The sequence below is a fragment of the Lysinibacillus sp. YS11 genome, assembly GCF_002896375.1.
Classification (GTDB): domain Bacteria; phylum Bacillota; class Bacilli; order Bacillales_A; family Planococcaceae; genus Lysinibacillus; species Lysinibacillus capsici.
In genome coordinates, this window is record NZ_CP026007.1 from 2558133 (window position 1) to 2584443 (window position 26311).

Genomic DNA, 26311 nt, shown 5'->3' on the forward strand with positions numbered 1-26311 from the left:
CATGGAAGTTATTATTCAATTACTGTGTTCCCTACAACGGTTAACCCATCTAAAGAGAGGGTTACATTCGGTGCAAAAATGATTAAATCCCCCGAAATAGTACCTGTACTACCAGATGGCATTAAAGAGTACCTCCCTGAAGCTGTTGGTGCAGTTAGCGTTACATTCCCATTCAAGGTATGACCATTCAAATCTATTACTACTAAATCTGTTAGCGTTACATCTGCAGTCACTGGAGCTGTTAACTTAATTAAGTCTCCTACTTTAGCTTTATTTAGTGCTTGTTTTAATTCCTCAGCATTCTTTACATGAAATTCATTCCCTTTTTCTGGTGGGATAACCGGATCAGGCGTCACATTTCCTCCCCCTGTGTCTGAGCCCCCCGTACTTGGCGAAGAGCCTCCAATAATTGCTTTAATTTGGGAAGCAACGGAGGTAAAGTTAGTAATAATATTTGTTACTGTAGAGCCTGCAGGAATTGTTAAGTTATTAATGCGTAAACCTGAACTAATTGTGAGTCGAGTATCAGCATTTAACACCGTTAAATCATTCATTACACCATCCACGTTCAATAATAATTTTACTGCTACTGGAAGCAATAATTGTTCAAACTTTACATTCCCAGTCATATTCAGCTTTGCCGTAGATTCAATTATTACCTTCGTTGCTGCTCCATCAATACTTATAGCGGATATGTTACCTGTTATGATAAGTTCTGGAATCGTCGTGTCTGACACTATGGAAAAGTTACGCTTAACTTGTACTTTTCCAGCTCGCGAATTTTTAATTTTCAATACAGGTGTACGTTGCTTTTCGCTTTCTAAAGAAGCCATTGCCTCATCACTCGGATTGGCTATAATTAAATCGCCTGCAAGTGTGACACCATCAAATTCAATTTTAGTTTTAACATTTGAAGTTATAATTACATTTCCTGTAACCGTTACATTTTTAACCGTCATATTATCTGCATTAATCGTAATAGAATCGAGCGTTGCATTTGTATTAAATACAACTTCCTTTTTTTCTGGATCTGTCTGATTTAAAACAATCGTATTTACTTTTGTTATGGTCCCATTTTCGATAGTAGCTGTAATTTTTGCCCCTGTTAGTGCGGTTTTGTTTTCAGCTGTAAAAATTGACTTTACTGAATCACCAAATAAATAAGTCTTACCATGAATAGCTAATTCATTTGCTGTATATTCCTCAACTTTAAACGTTACACTTTGAGAAGGTTGAGTAGGAGGATTAACAATACCTTCTGAACGAGTAATAAATGCCGCCATTTGACCACGTGTTACATTTGAAGATCCATCAAATAAGGTAGCTGTCTTACCTGTCGTTACGTTGTTTTCATATAAAGCAGTAATCGCATCTTTGTATTCTACACGCACATCAGTGAATGGTAATGAATTCGTATTAGAAGCTTTTAATTTAAAAGCATTCGCTAAAATTTTTGCTACATGGTTACGTTGAATAAATTCATGCTGACGAAATGTACCATCTTCATAGCCATCAATAATTCCCTCTTGCCTTAAGGCAGCAATTGCACCAAAATATAGATGATTAGTAGGAATATCTTTAAAGTTTGGATTGCTCACATTTGATGTATCCAGTTCTAAAACACCTGCAATAATTTTAGCGGCTTGACCACGCGTTAAGTTTTGTTCGGGTTTAAATGTCCCATCTTTAAATCCCTTAATAATCCCACGATTATTTAAATTTTTAATTTCTTCATAAAATGGATGCGTTCGCTGAACATCCTTAAAACTACTGGCTTCAGATGTAATAGGTGCTACCACTACCGCTGAAGCTGTTAATGCGTTTAAATACTTGGATTTTCCCCATTTACTCATACTTTGAGTAATCCCTCCCTATTCCTGTTTAGTAAAGATAAGTTTTAAATCCTCTTAACAAAATTACTGGTAATTATCAAACAATACCAAAATATTGTTTAACATAATAATTTTAACAGAAAAATAATAAATACTTTGTTATTTAATATGAATATTCTAAATTCTATGTAAAATAGTACATATTTATCTTTTACAATAGTCATTCGAATAGTAGTTTTATATTATGTAATTACATTTTCGTATGAGCTAATGTACCAGCTCAGTTCCGGCGGCATAAAAAAACTTCACTACTTTTGTAGAGAAGGACTGACATGACACCATAATAGCAGCTCGCTGAAAGATTGTTGCTTGACTGATTCCCTTCCACCTCCTTCATAGGAAGCATCGAGATACAGTAAAACGTACCATAACCCATCGCACTTGTTGTCATAGTGGATAATAAAAAGCCCTCCATTTGTGGAAGGCTAAAGTCAAATAGTAAGGAACATCTAATCTTTTAAAGGTTCATCTTCTTCCATTTACGAATTTTGGTTCTGAAATTTGTAAATGGAGCAACTGAGTTAATATGAACCCATTTCCAAACAGGCCAATTAGCTTGTGTTTTTGCCCATCGTCTTTGATCAACTTCAAATAATTCCTTTTCTGAAAGGGTATTTAACCACTCACATAAATGATTGACAGCTTCATTAAGCATTGATTGTTGTTCCTTCAAAGAGTACTCTCCGTATTGTTTATAAAAAGAGTTATACAATCCACTTAGATTATTCCATTTATAGCCTTCTGCAGGTGTATGTACTTCTTCGCCCTTTTGTTCTTTTTGCTCCCAGTGAAGCAAAAGATTTATCCAACCAAGTTGATAAGAAAGATTTTCAGACGGCGTTTTATCAACTTCTTTAATCCGTTTGTTTTTCAAGATTTCTGGTATATCATGAAATTCGGCAATATATTTTTTATACTTTTCGTTAATCGTACTAATCAATTCTTCTTTGTTGGCATACTGTCTCACTCTATTTCCGTCCCTTCCACCTATTTCTTAAGTTCAGTCTAACATAACGCGAATACGCTAATTTTGAAATTTTTTTTAAAAAAGTTGTTATATGGTAAGTGTTACCTTCTATTTTTTCGGTGGATGTATAAGTAACCAAAATTTACACACACTAACCTTGAGTGTATTACCCATAACGAGTGAAACAGAGGGTTTTATTACGTTCTTCTTTTCTTATGTGTGATGATTAATAATAGAGGTGCTTGAAGTGACTACATTCGGAAAATGCTTATATATCGCATTCTTCATCATTATTTTTTTATTTACAACCATTTGGAATTATATTAAAAATGGTCATTGGGCTTTGCTAGAAAATTTATTCTTTGCCTTTTGGGTGGCCAGTTTCTTATTCATGGCATTACTACTCAGAAGTAAAAAAGAAGAATCGGAAAAAGCTGAAAATAGAAGCTGATTTGCCTGTTTTAACTAGTGTTAAAATCCGCATCTATATTTGCTGTAGCTCTAATAAGCTGCAGCTTTTTTATTGTTGCATTCATAAAAGCTAGTCAGAACTACTATTTTATCGGTATATTAAAACTTAAAATGTTATACTATTCAATAAATTACTTTGAAGAAAGGAACGTGAATGATGGAGGCGAAGACCATTTTGTTAGATCAACTTTTAGCTAATGCAAATGACCCAAGTTGGTATATCTCATTTTCTGAAGTCGTAGAAGGGTTATCTGAAGCAGAAGCCTTTTGGAAACCCGATTCTTCTAGCCATAGTATGGCTGAAATTGTCCAGCATCTAATCTACTGGAATGAAATTTGGCAAATACGGTATCGAGAAAATCAAGTGAAGGCTCCTTCGCAAACAAATAATGCGAATACGTTTCTAGTTAAAGAGGAGGTAACTTTCTATGAATTAAAAGAAAAGTTATTACATATCCTACTTACGTGGCAAGAATTAATTGAGGAAGAGCAACTTTTATCTATCGTAAATGGGTTCCCTGTGAAGGCGCAATGGTGGGCCATCATATCTAATGCCGCTACCCATAATGCCTATCATATTGGACAGCTCGCCTATTTACGTAAAATGGAAAAATAGACATTTATATGCTATACTCTTAAAATAGGACTACTGTTAATAGTCCTATTTTTATGTGCTGCCGCTTATTTAACTCAAATAACACCAAAGGGAGATGCATGTGAGCCTTGAAGAAATTACACAGATCTATTCATTTTTCTTAACAACGCCACTTATAGTAAGGCTAGTTGTATTTAATTTTATTTTTAAAGCTTACAAACATACTATGGTTATTTTATTGGATGCGATTGTTTTAGTATCAACCACTATTTGGTTAATATTGATTAGAGAGGTCATTTTCCCTCTGCCTTCGTTAATTTTAAATGTATTTAGTGTACTCTACATCCTATTGATTATTGACATTTCTCTCAATTATTATCGCTTAAAAAGGAAGAGCTCCTTGCAGTGAAAAGCCCAATTTATACATATAAACAAGCTCCAAACAAAAGAAAAAAGCATCTTTTTTCAAGATGCTTTGCTCTTACTATTGGGGCAATTCTTCTGGTGCTTTCTCAAATTCAAGTATATGTCCATCAATTTTTGCTCTTTCTAGTTCCTCAATAAATTCTTCTTTACGTTCATCAAGTCTGGAGTCAAGTGTGTTTTGATAACCCGGAAATAGATTGTAATCTACTGGTTTCCCCATAAGTTCACCTCTTATTCTCAGCTTTTTTATTTATTATAGGGTATATTGATATTTTCTGACAATTGTTTATGTCAATTTTGATTACAAGGACTGACAAGACAATACAACGGAAGTCTTATAAAAAACGCCTACCTATACTTTATTGCCCATAAAATTATGCTGATAAATCGAAACAGCAAGGTTTATCTTTGCCTCTAAACGTGCAATTTTCACAAACTTTGTTGATAATCCCTAGACTGTTCCTCCCCTTTTTCACGGAAAATAAAAGCATTTTCCCTCAATTAGGTATGCTACAAAATCTTAAGAAATCTTCATAATTTTTCTCAATAATTATTAATAATTACCATTTACAATAAGAAAAGTCGACAATAGATTAACATAGTTAGGAGCATCTTGTCTTGGGCGTTACAGATATTATGAATAACATTCGAATTTTAATGTTGCCAGTCATCCTTATAGTTGGTGCTGAGTTCTTACTTATTGGACTTTATTATTTCCTCTATCATAAAAAACATCAGTCAAATCGAAAAAAAATAAACTTTAAGCAACTGATACTTGTAGCACTCTTTATCGGCTATATTGTATTTGTGTGTGAACTAACGATTTTTGGGCGTGGTTCTTCCCATTTCATGCAAATGAATCTACAACCATTTAGTGGCTATATAGATGCATGGAAGAAATACTCGTTACGTGATCTTCAAAATTGTATTTTTAACATTTTAATGTTTGTGCCACTAGGCATTTTCTTACCTTTACTTTTCTCTAAATTTAAATTGTTTAAATGGCTTCTTCCTGTAGTGGTGATGGCAACCTTATCCATTGAAACGTATCAAACACTTACAGGAGCAGGGATTTTCGAGCTTGATGACTTAATCAACAACTCGCTTGGTGGGATTATTGGATACCAGTTCTATAGACTAGGATCTTCCATTGTTCAGCATAAAAAAATAAAAATGAAAAGTTTGATCGGTAACCTAGCCATTCCTCTCATGATGGGTTTGATTTTTATTGGCATGATGATTGTCTACGCTCAACAGGAATTTGGTCATTTAGCAATTAATGCCTACACAAAATCAAATATGTCGGATGTTGATGTAACAACCTCATTAGATTTACATACAGCATCTACCGTTGCCCCCGTGTATAAAAAAATAATTCATACAGATGAAGTTGAGACTTTGTTGCAAAAGAAATTTGATTTATCAGAGTTAAGTCGGCAGGATATTAGTGGTGATCGTGAGCTCTTATTGAAAGATAAAGCCGAGAACTCGTATACGCTATTTATTAATTCAGAGGGAAATTGGTCGCTAACAGACGATCTTTATACGCCCGTGCAACCTTCCTTAGCTGTGCAAGAGACACTTGTGAAGAAGGCAAAGAGTATGATGGATAAGCTTTCTCTCCTTCCTAAAGATGGGGAGTTTACAGCTTTGGATAATGGCGTATTTGAATGGACGCTTCCTGACCAAGCTGAATTGAACCAAGATTATTGGCTTGGTGAGGTAGAGCTCGGTTTGAAGCCAGATGGTAGTTTGTATTCATTATCGTATAATATTCATGAGCATCAATTGATCCGTGAAGTAAATATTTTGTCACCTGCAGAGGTGTATGAGCGAATTAAAAATGGCAAATTTCCACAGATAAAATATAATGCACTCGTAACAGAAGAAGAACTGTCGATAAAAAAGGCGATCAGCTTACTGTCGATTTAATAGAGCTCTCGTATATGTATGATACAAAAGATTTCTATCAACCCATATACAGAGTTTCTGGTACATTAAATGGAAAAAGTTGGTTCACCTTGATTCAGGCGAGAAAGTAGCTTTTTTGATACCGCTAACTAAGGAAAGCCCAGACTTGATACTGGGCTTTCTTTTTATATGAGTTGAAATAACATCTCAAACTTTGGAATACTTCTAACAAAATGGACACCATCAACAAATAACTACTTAAAAATACTAGTGTTTTTAGATTTTATCTAATCTGTAGCCTAGGTGTCCGTTCAATTAAAGATAAGAGAGTTGAATATAATATTTATATTGAGAGCATAGAGGAGGGTTAGAGAATGTTCGGTAAACATACATGTCAGAACTGTTGTCCAAATGAAATGAAATATTTTCCAAAAATTGTTGCACTTCCTGGTCCTGTTGTTCCTGTCCCTTCACCAGATCGAAGTGTTTTAGCGTACGGATCCCTTAGAGGAGATACATTGGGCCCTTTATCACCTGATCCAACACCCGTCACTTTCCAAGTGGTTGGTGCGCTATCAAATGTTACGGTTAGCCCATCTGGGAATGAATTGGTCGTTCAAAATGACGGTGTCTATCAAATCACCATTTCGATTAATGCGCAAGCAACAGCAGCCCCTGATCCTGATCAACCATTTTTCACAGTTAGCATTACCGTCAATGGTCAACCGATTTTTCTAAACGGCATTGCAGTCTTTAATGTTGTCAATAGAAGTAGCTCGGCCTATGTGGTCCAAGCTACATTAGCCGCAGGGGATTTGGTGGGAGCCAGTGCAGCTTCAGATTCCTTCGTCGCTAGTTATGCTAACCGCTCCTTAACGATTGTTCAATTGAGTGGTTAGATTAAAAGTATATAAAGGACATTAGCTCTCATCTCTAAATTTTAGAGATGGGATCTTTTTGATTTGACGAGGAGTGTATTCAGCTTCCTCTAATACTTATTATTTATTTCTTACTCATAATCAAGTGACGCCAAGTCTGTTCTTCTCCTATTTTTTAGGTACGCCTGAATGATCATGTGTTATAGTAAAAAAAATAGTTACATGAGGTGGAACAATGGTTAGAAGAAGATAGCTAGCCTCCTAGGTTGTCAGTAGATTTAGGGGGCGAACTTAATTGATAGGAGTGTTCTATACATGAAACAAAATAAATATGATGAAATCAATTTCTTTTCCGAATATGAAAAAATGCCACGTTCTGTTCAAGGACTAGACGCGGCAGGTGAATGGCACGTATTAAAAGCACTTCTTCCAGATTTCCAGGATAAGACCGTACTTGATCTAGGCTGTGGCTTCGGCTGGCATTGTCGCTATGCCCGTGAACAACAGGCAAAATCAGTAATTGGTGTGGATTTATCAGAAAAAATGCTGCAAAAAGCGCAGGAAAAAACGAATGATCCTTTTATTACCTATTTAAAGATGCCGATCGAAGATATCCATTTCTCCGCTTCTCAATTTGATGTAGTAATTAGTTCATTAGCGATTCACTATGTACAATCCTTCGAAGCACTTTGTAAGAAGGTTTATGCTTATCTAAAACCTAATGGTTCATTTGTCTTCTCTGTAGAGCATCCTATATACACATCACGCAATGAACAAGATTGGGTCTACGATGAGAATGGCAACCGCCTGCATTGGGCAGTTGATCATTATCAGACAGAAGGCATTCGAGAAACGACCTTCCTTACCGAAAATGTTATTAAATACCATCGCACACTGTCTACTTATATGAATGTCTTAATACAAGCTGGATTTACGATAAGTGCGGTGAAGGAACCTATGCCTTCAGAGGAAATGCTAAAAAATATTCCGGACATGCAAGATGAACTACGGAGACCTATGTTTTTAATCATTGTAGCTGAGAAAAAATAATCACTGTGTGCTTAGGCAATATGGATCGGGTATCGCTAAGTATACAGCTATATCGTATATAAACAAAAAACCAGATGCTCTCTTTTGGGGAGCACCTGGTTTTATTGTGAAAGTGAATCTTACTAACTTACTTAGTTTTGATTCGTTATAATACTACGACAACTTGAGGCGCTGAACAAGTTAAAATATTTTCCAATAGGATTTTAGGGGGAATTAATGCTTTTTCGAGAAAATAAATCATTCTATCAAATTTTAAGTCTTTCTTAGTTTCATTAAAATAAGAAATAATGAAAATGACTGAACGTAGCTCATGACACAGGGTCATTTACCAATGACAGCCCCAATGTATGGGTGGGTGACTGTTTGCTATTTTCACATAATTTAAAGTATGTTTCTACAAACTGAAATTGATAACAATGCTCTCCCTGCTCTAACTGAAAAATTTCTGCTGAAAGGGTGAAATCCACTTCATCATTCTCGCTTGGTGATGGGAAAGCAAGACATGGCTGTTACAACCATACAGGTCTCTATGGTTTTAACTATGATAGGTGAAGTTACTAACTTTTTCGTGCTATTCATAAAATATGCTGAAGAAACACGTCTGTAAAGGAACATTAAACAAAAAGACCAGTCACTCTTTTAAAGAGAACTGGCCATTTTGCGTTTAGGTTGAAGACTATGAAATATCTTCATTCACAGATTAACATATTATAATGAACAATATCTGAACAACCATACAAAAAAGACTAGACTCTCACATGATGATGTAAGCTCTAGTCTTTTAAGTGAAAGTGAATCTTACTAAATCTTGTCTAGCTTTAGATTCAAATTACAATACGAATGAACAGGCTAAAGGTTTCATAAATTCTTTATTTTTTCGTTAAATTATAGGACTACCACCACAAAAAGACCAGGAAACACGAAAAAATGTGAATCCTGGCCCTTTTGTGAAAAGTGAATGTTACTAGTTTGCTTTAGTTCTTTGTATTCTACTGATGAGTTAGACGGCTGATGTTTTAAAAAGTTACACATTCTTAAAAATTTTTTACTCTACTAATTAAATGGCAAATCAAACACGCCGTCAGCTCCATCTATAGCACACGCTCCTCTGACTTATATAGGCTTCTTTTTCCAGTAAAGATATTTATCCTTCAGCAGCTACTCTACCTTTAGCCCATATTTTCCCTTCCGAAGCCGTGACACTCCAGTTAAATTGTTGTGTGCCTTTATTTTTACCTCATATCAGATACCGAGTTCTTCATCAGAATGGTCACTATAAAAGGAGGTGTGAAATTCACCATTCCCAGTTGGTTCATCTACATAATTCACAGGGAAGATCTATGCTGTATCCCTACTTATTTAGCTTGTGTTGGATACTAACTAATTCTGTGAATCTTCCATTGCTTTTTCTAAAAGACTAAAAAAAGCGTGATCTTTTATCAGTTCAAAGCTTTCATTTGTGTTAAGGAGAACCAATATTTTATTTTTAGAATCAATGAACATCGGGTAGCTTGTACTGAGTGAAATTGTCATTCGGTAATCGTAATCAATAGTTTTTATGGCTGTTTTTTTGAATGTTGCCTGTTGAAAAGACTGTATCAATTCTTGCTGTGTTTCTTTTGATATTTTCATTTCAGAAAAGATAGCTTCTGTATCTGTATCTATACGATGTAGCGTAACAGTGGAATTTTCCACATGAAAATTAGCATTTTCTAATAGATCAATAGCAGAATAGCTTTGATCTTTCCATGTAATGAGCATAACACTAACAATTACTGCTAAGAGTAAAGATAAGCCTATTTTAAATTTTTTCATATTACTCCTCTTTCTCAGTACCTAAAACTTGACAAAAAAATGTTTTTATGCTAAAATTTACATTTCAATAAATATTATATATAATAGGATTCTCCTGGCCAGGGGAATCCTATTTTTTGTTAAGGAGTGTTGGTATGAATCAACAGGAATCTAGTATCACTTCATTAGTTGCTGCCTTTAGTAGAGTCTACCATAGCCAATTTGATACGCCGAAAATTTTTGATGATTATATAGCCAAAGAATTGATTTCACAAGAAGAATATCAAAATATCCAAGCTAATTTGATACAAGGCATTGAATTTTTTAATAAAGATATCGCTACAAAATTTAAAGACGATTCAAAGGAATTAATAAAATGGATAACACAAGTTCAACTCTCACCGACTCCTTTGGCACGTGCTGCTTATTGTGAAAGGGTCTTGCATAGCGAAATACAGCTTGGTGTCGAGCAATATGTCATCTTAGGTGCTGGCTTTGATACTTTTCCCTATCGTCAGGAGCAAGGACAAACCATGCTGGAAATTTTTGAGGTGGATTATCCCACAACACAGGAATCAAAAATGAAAAGATTACAGGAAGCTTCTCTCCCCCTCTTGAATTATCTGCATTTTGTACCGATGGATTTTACAAAGCAATTTCAATCTCAATTATTTTCAGAGCAAGGCTTTCAATCTAAAAAAACATTTTTTAGTCTGTTAGGTGTGTCCTATTATTTAACAAAAGATGAATTAGCAAGTTTACTCAATCATCTATTTGCCTTAGTTCCATCAGGTAGTTCCATTGTTTTGGATTATGGTGATGAAACACTCTTCACGGAAAAAGGACTCTCCAATAGAGTGGAAAACATGGTCAAAATGGCCGCAGTTGGTGGTGAACCAATGAAATCATGCTATGCTTATGAGGACATGGAGAGGATGCTAGATCGATTAGGTTTGCTTATATATGAACATCTATCTCCTACAGCGATTCAAGAGCTGTATTTTCAAAATCGAACAGATTACTTATGTGCTTTTGAAACTATCCATTACATGCATATTGTTAAAAAATAGGTCCATCCCATTCGATTTTATAAAATTCTAAATTTTCTTTTTATTACCCAGGCAATTAACTATTTCAATATAGAGAATTAGTATACTATAGTAGTGTAAAGCTAATTAGCCTTACACCTCCTAGATTTGTTACTAGGGTCACTGTTAACGCAGTGACCCGCTTATAATGATTGACAAACACCTAAAGGATTCCCATCAGGGTCATAGAAGGTAAAAAATTTGGTGTCCCCTTCTCCTTCTAAAGCCTCGACCTGAACATGATGATCCACTAGAAATAAATAGGTCTCTTCAATATTTTGAGAGAGGAAGTTCACATATTTCCCCACACCAAAGTGATTGTCTGGAAAATGACATGGCTGATGCTCCTTAGCTTTTACTAAGCAAATGACCGTGGGGGATTGTTCAGTGATTTTCATAACTGCTGCGCCCTCTTCTATATATTGAAGCTTAAATCCGAGTATTTCCTCATACCATTTAGCCCTCCATTTCACAGTTTGTTTTCTTCATTTTATTCTCCTTCAAAAAGATTCATTGAGATTTTCATTATTGATTATTTTGCCTGTCTTTTGCTTATCCTTAATAGTATCCGAAATGTCTTCTTTTCCTGGAGGAGGTGTCCACCATTAAACACAAGGTATCATTCATCCTATTGCTGTCAGTACTTCTTTTACTAGGTGGATGCTGGAATAAGCGGGAGTTAAACGAACTAGCTATTGTTACGGCTGTTGGTGTGGATAAATCGGACGAGCAATTCGAAATTTCTGTTCAGATTGTTAATCCAAGTCAAGTGGCTTCGAACAAAGCATCTGGCATTCAAGTCCCTGTTTTTACCCACCATGCAAAAGGTAAATCATTATTTGATGCCATTCGAAAATTAACAGCGCTAACACCTAGAAAGCCTTATTATGCGCATGCCCAAATTATTATTATTGGTGAAGAAATGGCAGAGGAAGGTATGAATAGCATTTTAGATTTATTTCAAAGAGACCCAGAAGGACGAAGTGATTTTAACTTTATTGTTTCTCATGATTCGACTGCACAAGAAATATTAAGTGTTTTAACCCCTTTAGAGGATGTGCCTGCTAGCAAAATGTTTAAATCATTAAAGGTTTCTGAAGCAGTATTGGGCACAACAGAATCTGTTATTCTTGATGATTTAATTCAATCGTTAGGCAGTATTGATCATAGTGCCGTCTTACCCTCTATTCATATATACGGTGATGCAGATGCTGGAGATTTTAACTCGAATATAGAAAAAATTGATAGCCCTGCACAATTAAAATATGGTGGACTGGCTATTTTTAAAAATTATAAGCTCATCGGCTATTTATCAGAACAAGAAAGCAGAGACTATAATTTTTTAAATAATAATATAAAAAGTACATTTGAAATTATTGCTTGTCCTGAAGAAGGGAAAATCTCAACAGAAATTATTAATTCTTCTACTAAAATGACGGGTCATTTTCAAAATGATGTACCCTCGATTTCCATTAAACTTGATATTGAGCAAAACGTTGCAGAGGTAAGTTGCTCTTTGGATTTAACAAAATCAAAAACCATCGATGCTTTAAATAAAGAAACGAGCAAACAAATCAAGGAACGATTAGAACGTACGCTTCAAACAATTCAACAAACCTATCAAGCCGATTTATTAAAATTTAGTAATGTATTACACCGAGAGGACTATCGAGCATGGAATCGAATTAAAAAGAACTGGCAAACCCTCTACCCTAATCTTGAAGTTCAAATTGAAGTCAATGTGCATACAAAAGGAGTAGGAACTGCAACAAAATTAAAGCTTGACTAATTCGTAAAAATGACCAGTACTCTTTTATTGAGTACTGGTCATTTTAATTAACGTACCGCTTCAAACGTTATGAGTGACGTTTCTTCAGTTGGTTGTTGAAGGAACTTATAATTCGCAGAACAAGTTATTGCAGAAAAGCCAACACTTTGTAATAGAAGCTTAAATTCTTCAATTCCATACCAGCGTAATAAAAACTTTTGTAGTTCCGTATCACTTAATGTGCCTTGTTGCCACTTCTCATATTTTAAAACCATCAGCGTATATTGCTCCACCCAATTCATGGTAATCGATTTTCTTTCAAGGGCAATTCCTTCATCTTGTGAAATTTGATGGTAAGATGTCGTAATTTCTCCTGTTTTCCAGTCTGTAGGAAGTAATAAATCTACGAGGAGTCTCCCACCAGGGACAAGGTGCTGATACATAGAGGTTAAAGCTGATAGTGCTTCTTGATGATTTTCAATTAAACAAAATGAGCCTGTAGGCATAACAATGGCTTCGTATTGTTGACATAAGGTAAATTGGCAAACATTCCCTTCATACAGCACTGGCGTCAATCCGCGTTCTTGGCATCTTTTTCGACAGGATGCTAGCATTTCTGGGGAATGATCCATTCCCTCTATATCAAAGCCTTTTTCCATAAAAGGAATATAGAAACGTCCAGAACCAACCCCTGCTTCTAGAATCTTCCCCTTTACACCTTGCAGTCGTTCTAGATAATATTCAATATCTCCACCAAGCGAGTATCCAACTGGTTTCGTAAAATCATAAAGTGCTGTGCTTAACGGTCCGTAATTTTTGTACATATATTCTCCTCCGATTGTTTGCGGAAGAAATCAACTAATCTATTTATTCTCCCGCACCTTAATTATATTCAATGGGAAAACAGAGCTGACTATCATCATCTATCACTCACTTTCTTGTAAATTTAGTTAAATTATACATTTATTTGTTGTTTTAATCAATGTTTCTATTGATTTCCTATACATTACAATTTAATGTACAAATTAGCACAAATTATCAAAAAACCCTTCCCATTAAACGGTACCATTGAGTTAAGAAAGGATGATGGTATGGATTATTTTGAAAGAATTCAAAACGCCATAGAGTTTATTGAGAAAAACCTACGTGAAAAGTTAACGATTACAGATATTTCTTCTCAGTCTTACTTTTCAGCATTTCATTTCCAACGCCTTTTCCAAGCCATTACAGGTTTTTCTGTGCAGCAGTATATTCGCAACAGGAGGCTTTCTGAAGCAGCTTCCTTATTAGCAACAACAACGCAGAATATACTTGAGATTGCAATCAACTTTCAATATGGTTCTCAGGAGGCATTTACACGGGCATTTGTTCAGTATTTTGGTGTCACACCTGCTAAATACCGAAAAGGAGCCAACTCCATACCATTTCAAACCAAAATAAACTTTTTGGATTATAAACTGGAAGGAGAACTCCCTATGCAGCGACCGGAAATACTTCACTTATCTAAAAAACGTATTACAGGCTATGAATACAAAACGTCCTTACAAGACGAACAATACTATGCAGAAATCCCTAGCTTTTATTTGGATTTTGGTCAGCAGCAATATTATGAACGAATCTCCCATAAGGTAGCCCCTAATATGGCGTATGGCATTTCTACAAACTTTCAGGAGGATGGCCGGTTTTCTTTTATTGTAGGAGAGGAAGTCGAAATCTTTGAGGAGCAATTAGAGAAAGGCTTCACCCACCTTGAAATTCCTGCTGGTAAATATGCAGAATTTACATTGAATGGTACTGCGGAAGGAATTCAAAATACAAGACGTTTCATTTACGGAGTATGGTTGCCGAATTCTAATTATGAGCGCGATACAGGTCCTGATTTTGAAATAACGGATGTCATGCAATCGATCTATCCACAGGAGATGAAAATGAAAATCTACATTCCCATTAAAGAATAATAAAGGAGCAAGGTCGATGATTATTGAGAAAGTATTTAAGCAGTTCCCTACCCTACATTCAGCTAATTTACAATTTAAAAAAATTGAAGACTCACATATACAAGAGCTATTTGCTATTTATGATAATGACAAGGTATTTGAGTATTGTGGCATCATCCCAAAACATAACCTTCAAACCGTTCAAAAAATGATTGGCCATTTTGAACGTGATTATACGAAGAAAAGCAGGATTAAATGGGGGATCTTCGAAATATCACAGCGTGAAAAACTAGTAGGGATTATCGAAGCGATGGACTTTAATCAAAAAGTAGATATGGTAACAATCGGTTACTATTTAGCTGAAGCATCCTGGGGAAAAGGCATTGCATCAGAGGCAGTTGCAACAATCGTAAAATTTTTATTGGAAGAGGTAAATGTTAATCGAATACAGGCAGAAGTCATGCCTTTAAATGAACCCTCGAAAAAGGTTCTGTTAAAAAATGGATTTTTAAAAGAAGGTCTTTTGAGACAAGCTTCATTATGGTCTGGTAAGGGTGTTGTTGATTTAGAGATATATGGCTTATTGAAAGGCGATTACAACTTGAAAGACTAAACTCTACTAATTAGTTTAGTCTTTTCTTATATTGTACAGATAAATGGACATTTTACCATCTCCTAAAGGGCTCTTTAACATAGACTAGAAATAGATGACTCATGCTAGCATGACATTGTAATCATAAAGGAGCGTTTTAGAAATGGATGGAAACAGATATTTAACACGAATGAATTGGGAATTTAACAATTATCATAAATTTTCTAAATGCTATTGTGACTCAAAGAATGTTTACTTTGGTCACTCTCCCAGCGTAGATCATCCTATTATTGAGGAAGATTCTTATAAAATAAAATATTATAATAGTCCCCAATTTGAAAAAAAATATCAGAAACAAAATCAAATTGAAAAGCATTGTCAAAGCTGTATTTGTAGTCACTTAGAATGTTTTGAACCAGGGACTTTAGTAGATGTATACCTCTCAGATGGCAGCCAATTTCTAGGAATATACTTTATTTATCTTATTCCGCAAAGCTGCTGCGGGTACTTCCTTCAAATCGATGATATGGCACGGACTGTCATTATGGACTGTCAAAACATTGATGCAATACGTAAAACTTGTTGAGGTAGTTGATACTTTGGCTTTTCTCTTTTTATTATTAAAATAGGCTGGTTAATTGCTATACAAGCATAACCAGCCATTCGACTACCCCTCGTTTATCCATTGAATTAGTTGTTCATTAAAAAATACAGGCTCTTCAAACATAGGATTATGACCACTTTTTTCAAAAATGACTTTCTTTACATAGGGAATATGATCTACTGCATCCCATAATGAAATAGGGGCTACTAAATAATCATACCTGCCTAGACCTAAAAAAATTGGCTTGTTAACTTGTAGCATTTGTTGTAAAAGGTTCTGCTCCGCAAAAGCTACTCCCCATAGATAATCAATAATTTCCATATTCGGATGAACGTTATCCCACATAGAGGTAGCATTGAACATAAAATCATAAAAACTATGCGCCCCCATACGAATACACATATGAACAAAGCGTCGTTCAGGCTCCTTCTTTAGATCCTGTTCCAATAAGGCTATTTCGTGCGCAAATTGATGTTTACGCTCCATACTTGCATGTGCCTCAAAATAAGACAAGCTTTGTTGCTGTCTTTCTTGACTATTCGATGTTGCTGTATTTAAGAGTACGAGTTTTTGAACATGCTGGGGATAAGCTGTGGCATACGCCATTGCCATAAATGCATGTCCTGAATGTCCTAAAACTATTAAATTATCTAGCTGTAGGATTTGTCTCGCATACTCCATATCCTTCACTATTTTGTTTAATGTGTAATCTTCTTGCGTAAATGCTTGAGCTGGCTTACCAAAACCTCGATGATCTAAAAAAATCACCTGGAAATGTTGATAAAAGTCTTCTGAGAACAGACGTGGATAATAAACACTACTCCCCACCACTAAAATTGGTTGGCCTTGCCCCTTTATACAATAGTTTAATTCAAATCCATCACACATAAGTTTTTGATATGTCATTTTCTTAATCCTCTTTTCTATTTTTGTATCATCACTCCCTTCCCTCTTGGTTTTCCCGTGTTTTTTCCATTGAACGCTCTAGCATTCTATCACCCCAGTAGATGTTATTATTTACATTAACAATATCATTCCCACAGATTCCTAGCAATGAAGGATCGTGTATACTGAATAAAAGGAGAATGTCTATGAAGGAAGATCTAATAAAGCGTTTGCGGTTATTTTTATTTAATGAGAAGCATCAAACGTTAGTGGGTAAACCTGCAAGTCAAAGGGAAATAATAGAGGCACAGCAACAACTTCATGTACAATTTCACAGCGACTACGTAGCGTTCATTAAAACGTTTGGTGGGGCATATGCAGGTATAGCAATCCATGCTTTTTCTAACGGCTCAAGTCTAGGAAACGAAACCGTTGTCGATTTAACACTGGATTTCCGTCAACAATATAAAGAGTTCTTATCTCCAAATGTTTTAGAAACGAGCTATGTTATTTCAATGGATGGTGGGGGTAATCCCATTTTCATCGATCCATCAGGCCATGTTTTTATTTGCGATCATGATTGTGGAGAAATTAAGCGAATAGCTGATTCATTTGAGTTGCTGATAGAAGATTGTTTTTATGAATGGTAAGTTACTTAAGTAAAGAAGAGGTTAAATATAATGGACAAACAATTAGAACACATACTTACATTAAGAAAAAACGGACAGCTTGAGGAAGCAAATCAATGTATGGTGGCACTGGTCAAGGAACAGCCTCAAAATGCTTATTATCACTTTCAATGTGCTTGGACATTTGATTCTTTAGGGCAGGAAAAAGAGGCTGTTCCGCACTACGAAGAAGCGATAAAGTTGGGGCTAGAACCAGAAGTTTTAGTGGATGCCTATCTTGGTTTAGGGAGCACCTATCGGACTATAGGACAATACGAGCAAGCAAAACGGATCTTTGAACAAGCCATTCAAGAGTTCCCCAAGGCTGAGCATATCAAGGTCTTCTATGCCATGACACTCTATAATCTTGGCGAACATGCAAAATCAATGGAAACATTATTGAACACGATATTACGCACAGCCAATCATCAAGGCATTCAAGATTATAAAAAAGCTATTCACTACTACAGTGATAAGCTAGATCAAACATGGTTATAAAAAACAGGCCCTATTTAGAGCCTGTTTTTAGCATTATTATATGGAAGATTGCTTTTTGAATGTAGAAGATAACGCCATAATCAAGAATGTAAGTATACCGCTAAAGAAAAATAAATAGCTCATTGGAATTAAAAAGAAGTTTTTCTCTACTATCGTACCATCTGCTAGTATTTCATCTCCTATAAGGCCTTTTATAAATAAACATACGATCCCCATGATCATCGGAATTGTGGCAAGTAAATATTTCCCCATTATTTCTTCCTCCATTTGTTAAATCCTTGTTGTAATTGATGATAGCGTTATTTTTATTGCAAGTCAATTATTTTTTATCGAAAAACAATAAATAGTTATTGATTAACACTCCCGCCTAAAAGAACAAACGTTCCCTCCTCTTTTAATTTCTTGTACGTGATTTATTATGTTTTTTGAGTAAATTTTGTGCGAGTTAGTATAAATAATTATATAAATTAATGTCGGATAATCTGTTATAATGGGCTATAAAAAAACAGCTACTTTATTAAAAGTAACCGTTTTTCCATAAAATCATATTGATTGAGAAGCTTGTTGTATGAGGGCAGCGACCATTTTATCCATCTGAGCAAAGCGATCATCCTGCGTTTGTCCTTGAACATAGCGATAATAGATTTGCTGACAAATAACGGCTAATTTAAAATAAGCAAATGTACAGTAATAATGAATAGCTGACACATCTCGCCCACTTTTCTCTGCATAACGATCAATAAATTGCTGTCGGGTATAAAAGCCTGGTAATACAGTTACTGGTGGTTCACCAAGTGCATATAATAGCATCTTCGGGTCATCCGCTTGCATCCAATAACTCATTGCTACACCAACATCAGCAAGTGGGTCCCCTACTGTTGCCATCTCCCAATCAAAAAGGCCAATCATTTCGGTATAGTCCTCAGAGAACATTGCATTATTCAATTTATAATCATAATGAATAATGGTTGCCTCATGATTGGACGGAAGATTGTTTTTTAACCACTCTGTTAACATCGCTACTTCTGCATGTTCTGCTGTTTTCGCATTTTCATAACGCTCAATCCAGCCATACACTTGTCTTTCAAGAAATCCCTCAGGCTTCACGATATCCTTTAACGGAGTGTCCTGATAAGGAATAGCATGTAATGCAACTAAAGAATCAACCATCAGTTCGGACAATTGACGTGCTAGCTCCTCTGTTGGTTCTGTGCCTTTTGGAAAATGTGTATCAAGGACGATTCCTTTTTTGCGCTCCATTAAAAAGAAATCACTACCGATAATGTCTCGATCCTCTACATAGACATATGGTTTTGGAACCGATGGTAAAAATGGATGCAGTGCCGATAAAATCGTAAATTCCCGCTTCATATCATGCGCTTTTTTGGCAACTGGTCCAAGCGGAGGACGACGTAGAACAGCTTCAAAATCAGCTATTTTTAAACAATACGTCAAATTGGAATGCCCTGCACTAAATTGTGCTATTTCAAGCTTCCCCTGTGGAAGCTCAGTGAAATAACTCTCTAAAAAGGCATGTAGTTTATCAACATCCAAACGTTCACTTGACCTTACTTGCATCGTATCCATTCTATTTCCCTCCTTAAATAATGGAGCTCATGCCCCCATCTACTACAATGACATCCCCTGTTACATAGTCCGAAGCTGGTGCTGCTAAAAATAAAGCTACGCCCTTCAAATCATTTTCGGAGCCTAAGCGTTTCAACGGTGTAACACCCATCAAATAGTCTTGTCCACGTTCGATTAAGACATTGGACATTTTCGTAGGGAAAAAACCTGGTGCAATAGCGTTGACATTGACTCCATGTGGCCCCCATTTGACGGCTAAATCCTTCGTTAAAGTAATGACAGCCCCTTTACTCGCGTTATAGGCAATCGTATCCATAAAGGCTGGTAGCGTCCCACCTAGTCCAGCAATAGAAGCAATATTAATGATTTTGCCGCTTTTCTGCTCTAGCATAATTTTGCCAACGGCTTGGCTGAATAAAAATGTCCCGTTGACATTGACATCAAATACTTTTTGCCAGGCTTCGTAGGGCATATCAATGGCAGGTGTTCCCCATGATGCGCCACTGTTATTGACTAAAATATCAATTCTACCAAATGTTGTAATCGTTTGGGCTACCACATTGGCAATATCCTCAGGCTTTGTGACATCACAGGCTAGAGCTAATGCTTGAACACCAAGCTTTTCGAGTCCTGCGGCAACCTCCTCACATGCCTCCACCTTTCGTGAGCATAAGACCACATTGGCTCCAGCCTCTGCAAATCCTTGAGCAATTTGCGCACCGAGTCCACGTCCTCCACCTGTCACAATCGCTGTTTTACCTTTTAAGCTAAATAACTCTAGGACCGTCATTTCACCAGCTCCTCTTGTTTGTTGGCATGCTTTTTCAATTCTAGTTTAGCAATGGTATTACGATGCACCTCATCTGGTCCATCCGCTAAACGTAATGTACGAGAATTCGCCCATTGTGCAGCAAGCGTAGTATCGGGACCTACCCCAGCAGCACCAAATGCTTGGATAGCTCGATCAATGACTCTGAGTGCCATATTTGGAGCAACTACCTTAATCATAGCAATTTCAGCTTTTGCCTCTTTGTTGCCTACTGTGTCCATCATATAAGCAGCCTTCAATGTTAAAAGTCTTGCTTGCTCAATATCCATCCGAGATTCTGCAATGCGCTCCCGCATTACCCCTTGATCTGCTAGTGGTCGATGAAATGCCTGTCGCGCTTGTACACGTACACACATTTCCTCTAATGCACGCTCTGCGGCACCAATAAGACGCATACAATGATGAATTCTACCTGGTCCTAGTCTGCCTTGCGCAATGGCAAAGCCTTTACCTTCACCCCATAAAATATTTTCCACCGGTACACGCACATTGGTAAATGTAACCTCACCATGTCCTTCTGGCGCATGGTCGTAGCCAAAAGCCGTTAGCATACGCTCCACTTTTACTCCTGGTGTATCCATCGGTACAAGAATCATAGACTGCTGCTCATGGATAGGAGCCGTTGTATCTTTATGCTTGCCCATAAAAATAGCCACCCTACAGCGAGGATCCCCAGCACCAGTTGTCCACCATTTATGGCCATTTAAAATGTATTCATCTCCATCGCGTTCAATGCTTGCCTCAATATTTGTAGCATCACTGGATGCAACGGCTGGCTCCGTCATCGCAAAGCAGGACCGTATTTCACCTCGTAATAATGGATCTAGCCACTGTTTTTTTTGCTGTGCCGTTCCATAGCGTACAAGTACTTCCATATTGCCTGTGTCAGGTGCATTACAGTTAAACACCTCGGGGGCCAGAAGTGAACGGCCCATGATTTCACATAAAGGTGCATATTCTAAGTTGGTTAAACCTGCCCCATATTCACTATCTGGTAAAAATAAATTCCACAAACCTGCCTGTTGCGCCTTCTGTTTCAGCTCCTCCATAATCGGTGGAATCGCTCCCCAACGATCCTCCATTGCCTCAACCTGTGCAGCATAAACGGCCTCATTTGGATAAATGTATTGCTCCATAAAATTCTTCAGCTTGTCCTGTAACTTCTCAACTTTTTCACTATAGGAAAAATTCATTAGAAGATACCCCCTTTGCTTGAACTTCGCAAAATGAATGAATGTTCATTTTCATTCTTACAATAAATGTTACCGCTATTTTTCTAGTAAAGCAATGTTCTATTTTTGAATTTTCTAATAAAAGAGAAAATTCATTACTATGGACTTACATCATTTATTTTCAAAAAACTGTACTATATCCTTCAGTAATTGTCGGATGGCTAATGGTAAATGACGGTTTTTTAAGTACACTAGATAGACATTGCGACTTAAATTCAGACCCTCTATTTCTTTTTTTACAATCGTTTTGGCAGTCGGTCCTTGCAAGTAATTTTCAGGTAATATGGTCACTCCTAAATGTTCTCGTACAAGCGATACAGCGGTTTCAAAACGCTCAATTTCAAATTGAATATTGATGTTTTTACCAGCCTGTTCAAATGACGTTAAGATATCTCGTCTTGTTTGAAAGCCCTCGGTACTAATAATAAATGGTTCTTCACAAATATCTGAGATGGTTAAAATATCCTTTTGGGCTAACGGATGATGTAAAGGTAATACTGCGACCAACCGTTCTTCATATAAAGTTTGAACTTCCAACTCTGGATCATCCATTAGCTGATTGGTGATGATTAAATGAGTTTTATAGCTTTTCAAGGATTTTTTCACCCGCTTACTACCTAAAATATCGACTAAGTGAATTTTCATGTGAGGATAGTCTTTTTTATAGTTGGCGATTACCTTTGGCAGCCAATGCTTAATAGATTCCATGACACCAATGGTGATGTCTCTCGTGCCATGAACAATCACTTCATCCATTTCGATTTTTAGCACTTCCATATTTTTTACAATAACTTTTGCTCGTTCAAAAAGTAACTCTCCAGCTTCTGTTAATTGCAGATTTCTAGTATTTCTCTCTAATAAAGGGGAGCCAATCTCTTGTTCTAATTTTTTGATCGCATTACTTAAGGAAGGCTGCGAAATATGCAGTCTTTCTGCGGCTTTTGAGAAATTCATCTGTTCTGAAACAGCGATAAAATAGTGTAATTGTTTTATGTCCACCTATAGATACCTCCCAGATTTATAGTTAAAAGCTATAGATTAATATTAATTATATATTAGTAATTATAATTATGTGAATATATAATGAATTACAACAATACTTTTTCTACAATAATATTCACAATGGGGTTGATAAGTTTATGTACACAATGACCGATCAAAAACAATGGAAAGGCCGAATAGATTCAACGACAAATACAAGCAGCTTTCGTTTACATCAACAAGTAAAAAGAGTTGCGATTAATGATGTAAGCGCTTCAGATAAGAAAAGTGCTGCTCTCGTTGGCTTTATCTGCGATGAAGGGGTACGTCGAAATCAAGGCCGTGTAGGGGCAGCAAATGGTCCAAACGCCCTACGAGAAGGCTTAGCCAGCTTACCGTGGACATTTGAGGACGATCAGCAAATTATTGATGTTGGCAATATCGTTTGTCTAAACCATGCTTTAGAGGAGGCGCAACGTGAGCTTGGTGAAGTCGTAGCAACAGTACTACAAAAAAACATATCATGTGTGGTGCTAGGTGGCGGGCATGAAACGCTGTATGGCCATTATTTAGGTGTTCGTTCTGCTCTACCAAAGGAAGCTAAAATCGGCATCATCAATATAGATGCTCACTTTGATTTACGACCATATGATGAACAACCTTCGTCAGGTACGATGTTCCGTCAAATTTTAGAGCAGGATCCACACGCTGACTATTTTGTTGTTGGTATTCAACGCTACGGCAATACAAGAGAACTTTTCGAAAAAGCTGATGAATTGAACGTGAAGTATGTTTATGAGGATCAAATGACGGTAGCCTACCAACAACAATTAACGGATGCATTACAACATTTTATGGATAAGCATGATTATATTCTTTTAACATTATGTATGGATGTATTGAATGCAGCATTTGCTCCAGGTGTAAGTGCTCCATCACCGTTTGGGCTTGACCCATCGACTGTGCGCTCAATTTTGCAACAAGTCACTTCACACCCTCACACCCATTCATTTGATATATGTGAGGTCAATCCGTTATTAGATGAAAACGGACGTACAGTGAAATTAGGTGCCTATTTTGTATATGAGGCACTGAACAACTTACTTAGGGGGCAAGGTTCATGATCGAAATTAATCAAATTACAACGGTATTCCTAGCTGTTGCACTCTTTGCATTAGGAAGCTTTCTTATCAATAAAATAGGCTTTTTAAAGCGTTTCTGTATCCCAGCACCAGTGGTTGGTGGTTTATTGTTCGCTGCTCTTGCCACTATCTTAAAAACAACGGGTATTTTAGAAATATCACTTGATACTTCTTTACAAAGCTTATTTATGATTACTTTCTTTACGACAATTGGCTTAGGTGCAAGCTTTAAACTTGTAAAGCTCGGTGGTAAATTACTGATTATCTACTGGCTAGCATGTGGCTTCCTAGCGTTAATGCAAAATGTCATTGGGGTATCTCTGGCCTCACTTATGGGGATCCATCCTTTAATCGGTATGATGGCGGGTGCCGTTTCTATGGAGGGTGGTCATGGCGCTGCAGCTGCATTTGGCCAAACCTTAGAAGATTTAGGGATTTCTTCAGCTATGACAATTGGTGCTGCTGCCGCAACATGTGGTCTAGTTGCTGGTGGCTTAATTGGTGGTCCAATTGTCAAATATTTAGTAGGTAAATATAATTTAACACCAGATGAACAAGAATCGGAAGAAGTCGAATATGAAAATAAACATGAGCAAATTACATCGGATTCGTTCTTTACACAAGTCTTATTAATTACTTTCTGTATGGCTGTTGGTACGTACGTCGGCACACTATTCTCAGAAGCAACAGGTTTCGTTCTACCTGGCTATGTAGGAGCAATGTTTGTGGCTGTATTAGTGCGCAATATTATGGATAAATTCAAACCTGAAGCCATTAATATGAAAAGCATCTCATTAATTGGAGATGTCACATTAGGTGTATTCCTTTCCATGGCTCTCATGAGTATTAAATTATGGGAAATTGCTGATTTGGCACTACCATTATTCATCATTGTTTTTGCGCAAGTATTCTTTATTGTTGTATTTAGTATTTTTGTGTTATTTAAATTACTTGGCAAAAACTACGATGCTGCTGTTATGGTAGCAGGTTTTGCAGGACATGGTCTAGGCGCAACACCAAATGCCATGGCTAATATGTCAGCCGTTGTGCAACGCTTCGGTCCTTCTAAAAAAGCCTTTCTTGTCGTACCGATTGTCGGCGCATTTTTAATTGACGTATTTGGGATTCCTATTATTATTACGACTATCAATTTATTTAAATAAAAAAGAGCTTTGCATTCGTTCTGAGTAGACGATTGCAAAGCTTTTCTATTATTGTAATATCTCACTTACTGTAACAAATTCATAGCCTTGTTTTTGTAAATAAAGAATAACATTTTCTAAACCATTGGCTGTCGTTTGATGGATATCGTGCATTAGAATAATACTCCCATCTTTTACAGAGGCTTTGACATACGCTAAAATTTTATCTGGATTGTGATGTTTCCAATCCAGTGTATCAATCGACCACAAAATCGAGGGGATTGTCATGACAGAACGTACTTGGTCATTGGTCGCCCCATAGGGTGGGCGGAAAACAGTTGGATACTGCCCGATGGCTGCATAAATAGCGTTACTTGTACCATTGACTTCTTGTTTAACGCCTGCTATTGATAAGGTCGTTAATTTTTTATGGCTCAAGGTATGGTTTCCGATTTCATGCCCTGCTTCATAGACTTGTTTAACGATTGCAGCATTTCTTGACACATTTTTACCTACCATAAAGAATGTAGCCTTGGCATCGTATTTCTTTAACGTTGCCAAAATTTGTGGTGTCACCTTAGCATCTGGCCCATCATCAAATGTTAAGGCTACCCGTTTTTTTGCGCCTTTCGCTACTGGCACGCCTTTATTATAAACTTTATTATCTATTAACTGAATATCGGCTAGCTCAGAAGCTTTGACATACCCTTTTAGGTCGCCTGCTTCTACATAAGCCCAACCAGCAAGTGTTATGTAATACTGGACAGTTGTTTTATTGGGAAGTGTACCAAGAACTTCTCCGTTTGGATTAGCTGTTAAACGTAATTCAGCACCAGCAACAGCATTAATTTTTTTCTTCGTTGGAGCTGGTTTTTTTAATGCGTTTGTCGCTACATATCCTATCTCCTCGCCATATTGAACGAAAGACCAACCACCAGGTGCTGTGCCATATACATAAATTATTCGTCCTTCATAGAGCTGTCCTACATGCTGGGCATGTTGACTTGGGGCTGTAAATAATGTTGTACCACCCTTTTGAATCACTAGGTATCCCTCAGACTTCAACTTGACTAAAGCATCAGATGTGACATAGCCCTCCTGCTCTGGCGTTTGAATATGTGTCCAACCTTTACTTACTTTTGTTACTGAAACAAAGCTACCCTTCGAAAGTTCCCCGATCTCCGCACTATTCGTAGAAGCTTCTTCAAAAATAACCGTATCTTTGACTACCTTGTGAATCACCACTGACCCTTCAGCATTTACTGAAAGTTGCCCTGCCAAGATGCACATCATAAACGTCAAAACGATGGCAAAGGGTAAAAATTTTTTCATTGTTCTACACCGCCCTTAGATGTCTTCCATGTCTGTTTGCTA

The 26311-nt window shown here is 36.7% G+C and carries 26 protein-coding genes; 13 read left to right on the forward strand and 13 right to left on the reverse strand.

The features are described from left to right. Window positions 1–11: 11 nt before the first annotated feature. Complete coding sequence (locus LBYS11_RS12695) at window positions 12–1853, reverse strand: S-layer homology domain-containing protein (RefSeq protein ID WP_103118270.1); 1842 nt, start codon at window positions 1851–1853, stop codon at window positions 12–14. Window positions 1854–2349: 496 nt separating this feature from the next. After that, window positions 2350–2859 (reverse strand): ClbS/DfsB family four-helix bundle protein, encoded by a 510-nt coding sequence (locus LBYS11_RS12700; RefSeq protein ID WP_054550367.1) that lies wholly within the window; start codon window positions 2857–2859, stop codon window positions 2350–2352. A 625-nt stretch (window positions 2860–3484) separates the two neighbouring features. Here LBYS11_RS12700 and LBYS11_RS12710 point away from each other — a divergent pair. Then, on the forward strand, window positions 3485–3946 hold the full coding sequence (locus tag LBYS11_RS12710; RefSeq protein ID WP_048392558.1) for a DinB family protein: 462 nt from the start codon (window positions 3485–3487) through the stop codon (window positions 3944–3946). A gap of 463 nt (window positions 3947–4409) precedes the next feature. Here the strand turns inward: LBYS11_RS12710 and LBYS11_RS23280 are convergent, their stop codons facing one another. Next, on the reverse strand, window positions 4410–4571 hold the full coding sequence (locus LBYS11_RS23280; RefSeq protein ID WP_199768259.1) for a hypothetical protein: 162 nt from the start codon (window positions 4569–4571) through the stop codon (window positions 4410–4412). 398 nt (window positions 4572–4969) lie between these two features. On the opposite strand from LBYS11_RS23280, the gene LBYS11_RS12715 reads away from it, so the two are divergent. The 3 genes from LBYS11_RS12715 to LBYS11_RS12725 all read left to right on the forward strand — a co-directional run bounded on the left by LBYS11_RS12715 (window position 4970) and on the right by LBYS11_RS12725 (window position 8190). After that, window positions 4970–6283, forward strand: coding sequence for a VanZ family protein (locus LBYS11_RS12715; protein WP_233731993.1), 1314 nt, complete (start codon window positions 4970–4972; stop codon window positions 6281–6283). A gap of 353 nt (window positions 6284–6636) precedes the next feature. Further along, on the forward strand, window positions 6637–7161 hold the full coding sequence (locus LBYS11_RS12720; RefSeq protein WP_103118271.1) for a hypothetical protein: 525 nt from the start codon (window positions 6637–6639) through the stop codon (window positions 7159–7161). Window positions 7162–7455: 294 nt separating this feature from the next. Then, complete coding sequence (locus LBYS11_RS12725) at window positions 7456–8190, forward strand: class I SAM-dependent methyltransferase (RefSeq protein WP_103118272.1); 735 nt, start codon at window positions 7456–7458, stop codon at window positions 8188–8190. Between the two features lie 1380 nt (window positions 8191–9570). Here the strand turns inward: LBYS11_RS12725 and LBYS11_RS12730 are convergent. Next, window positions 9571–10005 (reverse strand): hypothetical protein, encoded by a 435-nt coding sequence (locus tag LBYS11_RS12730; protein ID WP_103118273.1) that lies wholly within the window; start codon window positions 10003–10005, stop codon window positions 9571–9573. Window positions 10006–10139: 134 nt separating this feature from the next. Between LBYS11_RS12730 and LBYS11_RS12735 the strand changes: the two genes are divergently transcribed. Next, window positions 10140–11054 carry a class I SAM-dependent methyltransferase gene (locus tag LBYS11_RS12735; protein ID WP_103118274.1) on the forward strand — a complete coding sequence of 305 codons (915 nt, stop codon included), beginning with the start codon at window positions 10140–10142 and terminating at the stop codon, window positions 11052–11054. Between the two features lie 161 nt (window positions 11055–11215). On the opposite strand, the gene LBYS11_RS12740 is transcribed toward LBYS11_RS12735, so the two are convergent. Continuing rightward, window positions 11216–11545: a VOC family protein gene (locus LBYS11_RS12740; protein ID WP_103118275.1), complete on the reverse strand. Its 330-nt coding sequence runs from the start codon at window positions 11543–11545 to the stop codon at window positions 11216–11218. 122 nt (window positions 11546–11667) lie between these two features. On the opposite strand from LBYS11_RS12740, the gene LBYS11_RS12745 reads away from it, so the two are divergent. Next, window positions 11668–12861 (forward strand): Ger(x)C family spore germination protein, encoded by a 1194-nt coding sequence (locus LBYS11_RS12745; RefSeq protein WP_103118276.1) that lies wholly within the window; start codon window positions 11668–11670, stop codon window positions 12859–12861. Between the two features lie 47 nt (window positions 12862–12908). Here LBYS11_RS12745 and LBYS11_RS12750 read toward each other — a convergent pair whose 3' ends face one another. Beyond that, complete coding sequence (locus LBYS11_RS12750; RefSeq protein ID WP_103118277.1) at window positions 12909–13664, reverse strand: class I SAM-dependent methyltransferase; 756 nt, start codon at window positions 13662–13664, stop codon at window positions 12909–12911. A gap of 267 nt (window positions 13665–13931) precedes the next feature. Between LBYS11_RS12750 and LBYS11_RS12755 the strand changes: the two genes are divergently transcribed. The 3 genes from LBYS11_RS12755 to LBYS11_RS12765 all read left to right on the forward strand — a co-directional run bounded on the left by LBYS11_RS12755 (window position 13932) and on the right by LBYS11_RS12765 (window position 15955). Next, entirely contained in the window at window positions 13932–14798 is an 867-nt protein-coding gene (locus LBYS11_RS12755; protein ID WP_199768260.1) for an AraC family transcriptional regulator, read from the forward strand. 16 nt (window positions 14799–14814) lie between these two features. Continuing rightward, window positions 14815–15390 carry a GNAT family N-acetyltransferase gene (locus LBYS11_RS12760; protein WP_048392543.1) on the forward strand — a complete coding sequence of 192 codons (576 nt, stop codon included), beginning with the start codon at window positions 14815–14817 and terminating at the stop codon, window positions 15388–15390. A 142-nt stretch (window positions 15391–15532) separates the two neighbouring features. Further along, on the forward strand, window positions 15533–15955 hold the full coding sequence (locus LBYS11_RS12765) for a hypothetical protein (RefSeq protein ID WP_103118279.1): 423 nt from the start codon (window positions 15533–15535) through the stop codon (window positions 15953–15955). Window positions 15956–16036: 81 nt separating this feature from the next. Here the strand turns inward: LBYS11_RS12765 and LBYS11_RS12770 are convergent, their stop codons facing one another. Beyond that, window positions 16037–16879: an alpha/beta fold hydrolase gene (locus tag LBYS11_RS12770; RefSeq protein ID WP_103118280.1), complete on the reverse strand. Its 843-nt coding sequence runs from the start codon at window positions 16877–16879 to the stop codon at window positions 16037–16039. 185 nt (window positions 16880–17064) lie between these two features. Between LBYS11_RS12770 and LBYS11_RS12775 the strand changes: the two genes are divergently transcribed. Both LBYS11_RS12775 and LBYS11_RS12780 read left to right on the forward strand, forming a co-directional pair. Then, a complete protein-coding gene (locus LBYS11_RS12775; RefSeq protein ID WP_103118281.1) occupies window positions 17065–17508 on the forward strand; it encodes an SMI1/KNR4 family protein in 444 nt (147 codons plus the stop codon). A 30-nt stretch (window positions 17509–17538) separates the two neighbouring features. After that, entirely contained in the window at window positions 17539–18024 is a 486-nt protein-coding gene (locus LBYS11_RS12780; protein ID WP_103118282.1) for a tetratricopeptide repeat protein, read from the forward strand. A 36-nt stretch (window positions 18025–18060) separates the two neighbouring features. Here the strand turns inward: LBYS11_RS12780 and LBYS11_RS12785 are convergent, their stop codons facing one another. The 5 genes from LBYS11_RS12785 to LBYS11_RS12805 form a co-directional block, all read right to left on the reverse strand. Beyond that, window positions 18061–18276, reverse strand: coding sequence for a DUF3955 domain-containing protein (locus tag LBYS11_RS12785; RefSeq protein WP_233731995.1), 216 nt, complete (start codon window positions 18274–18276; stop codon window positions 18061–18063). A 291-nt stretch (window positions 18277–18567) separates the two neighbouring features. Next, on the reverse strand, window positions 18568–19611 hold the full coding sequence (locus LBYS11_RS12790) for a phosphotransferase family protein (protein ID WP_103118284.1): 1044 nt from the start codon (window positions 19609–19611) through the stop codon (window positions 18568–18570). Between the two features lie 13 nt (window positions 19612–19624). Then, a complete protein-coding gene (locus LBYS11_RS12795; protein ID WP_048392531.1) occupies window positions 19625–20401 on the reverse strand; it encodes an SDR family oxidoreductase in 777 nt (258 codons plus the stop codon). Continuing rightward, window positions 20398–21633, reverse strand: a complete 1236-nt coding sequence (locus LBYS11_RS12800) for an acyl-CoA dehydrogenase family protein (RefSeq protein ID WP_103118285.1) — start codon at window positions 21631–21633, stop codon at window positions 20398–20400. The genes LBYS11_RS12795 and LBYS11_RS12800 overlap by 4 nt, the downstream gene beginning before the upstream one ends. 150 nt (window positions 21634–21783) lie before the next feature. After that, a complete protein-coding gene (locus LBYS11_RS12805; RefSeq protein ID WP_103118286.1) occupies window positions 21784–22671 on the reverse strand; it encodes a LysR family transcriptional regulator in 888 nt (295 codons plus the stop codon). Window positions 22672–22811: 140 nt separating this feature from the next. Here LBYS11_RS12805 and hutG point away from each other — a divergent pair, with 140 nt between their 5' ends. Together hutG and gltS are read left to right on the forward strand one after the other, a co-directional pair. After that, the gene (hutG, locus tag LBYS11_RS12810) at window positions 22812–23777 is read left to right on the forward strand and encodes a formimidoylglutamase (protein ID WP_054550383.1); all 966 of its coding nucleotides are present in this window, start codon (window positions 22812–22814) and stop codon (window positions 23775–23777) included. After that, window positions 23774–24958 (forward strand): sodium/glutamate symporter, encoded by a 1185-nt coding sequence (gene gltS / locus LBYS11_RS12815; protein ID WP_048392524.1) that lies wholly within the window; start codon window positions 23774–23776, stop codon window positions 24956–24958. Before hutG ends, gltS begins: the two co-directional genes overlap by 4 nt. Before the next feature lie 48 nt (window positions 24959–25006). Here the strand turns inward: gltS and LBYS11_RS12820 are convergent, their stop codons facing one another. After that, window positions 25007–26269: a polysaccharide deacetylase family protein gene (locus LBYS11_RS12820; RefSeq protein ID WP_103118287.1), complete on the reverse strand. Its 1263-nt coding sequence runs from the start codon at window positions 26267–26269 to the stop codon at window positions 25007–25009. Window positions 26270–26311 lie beyond the last annotated feature (42 nt).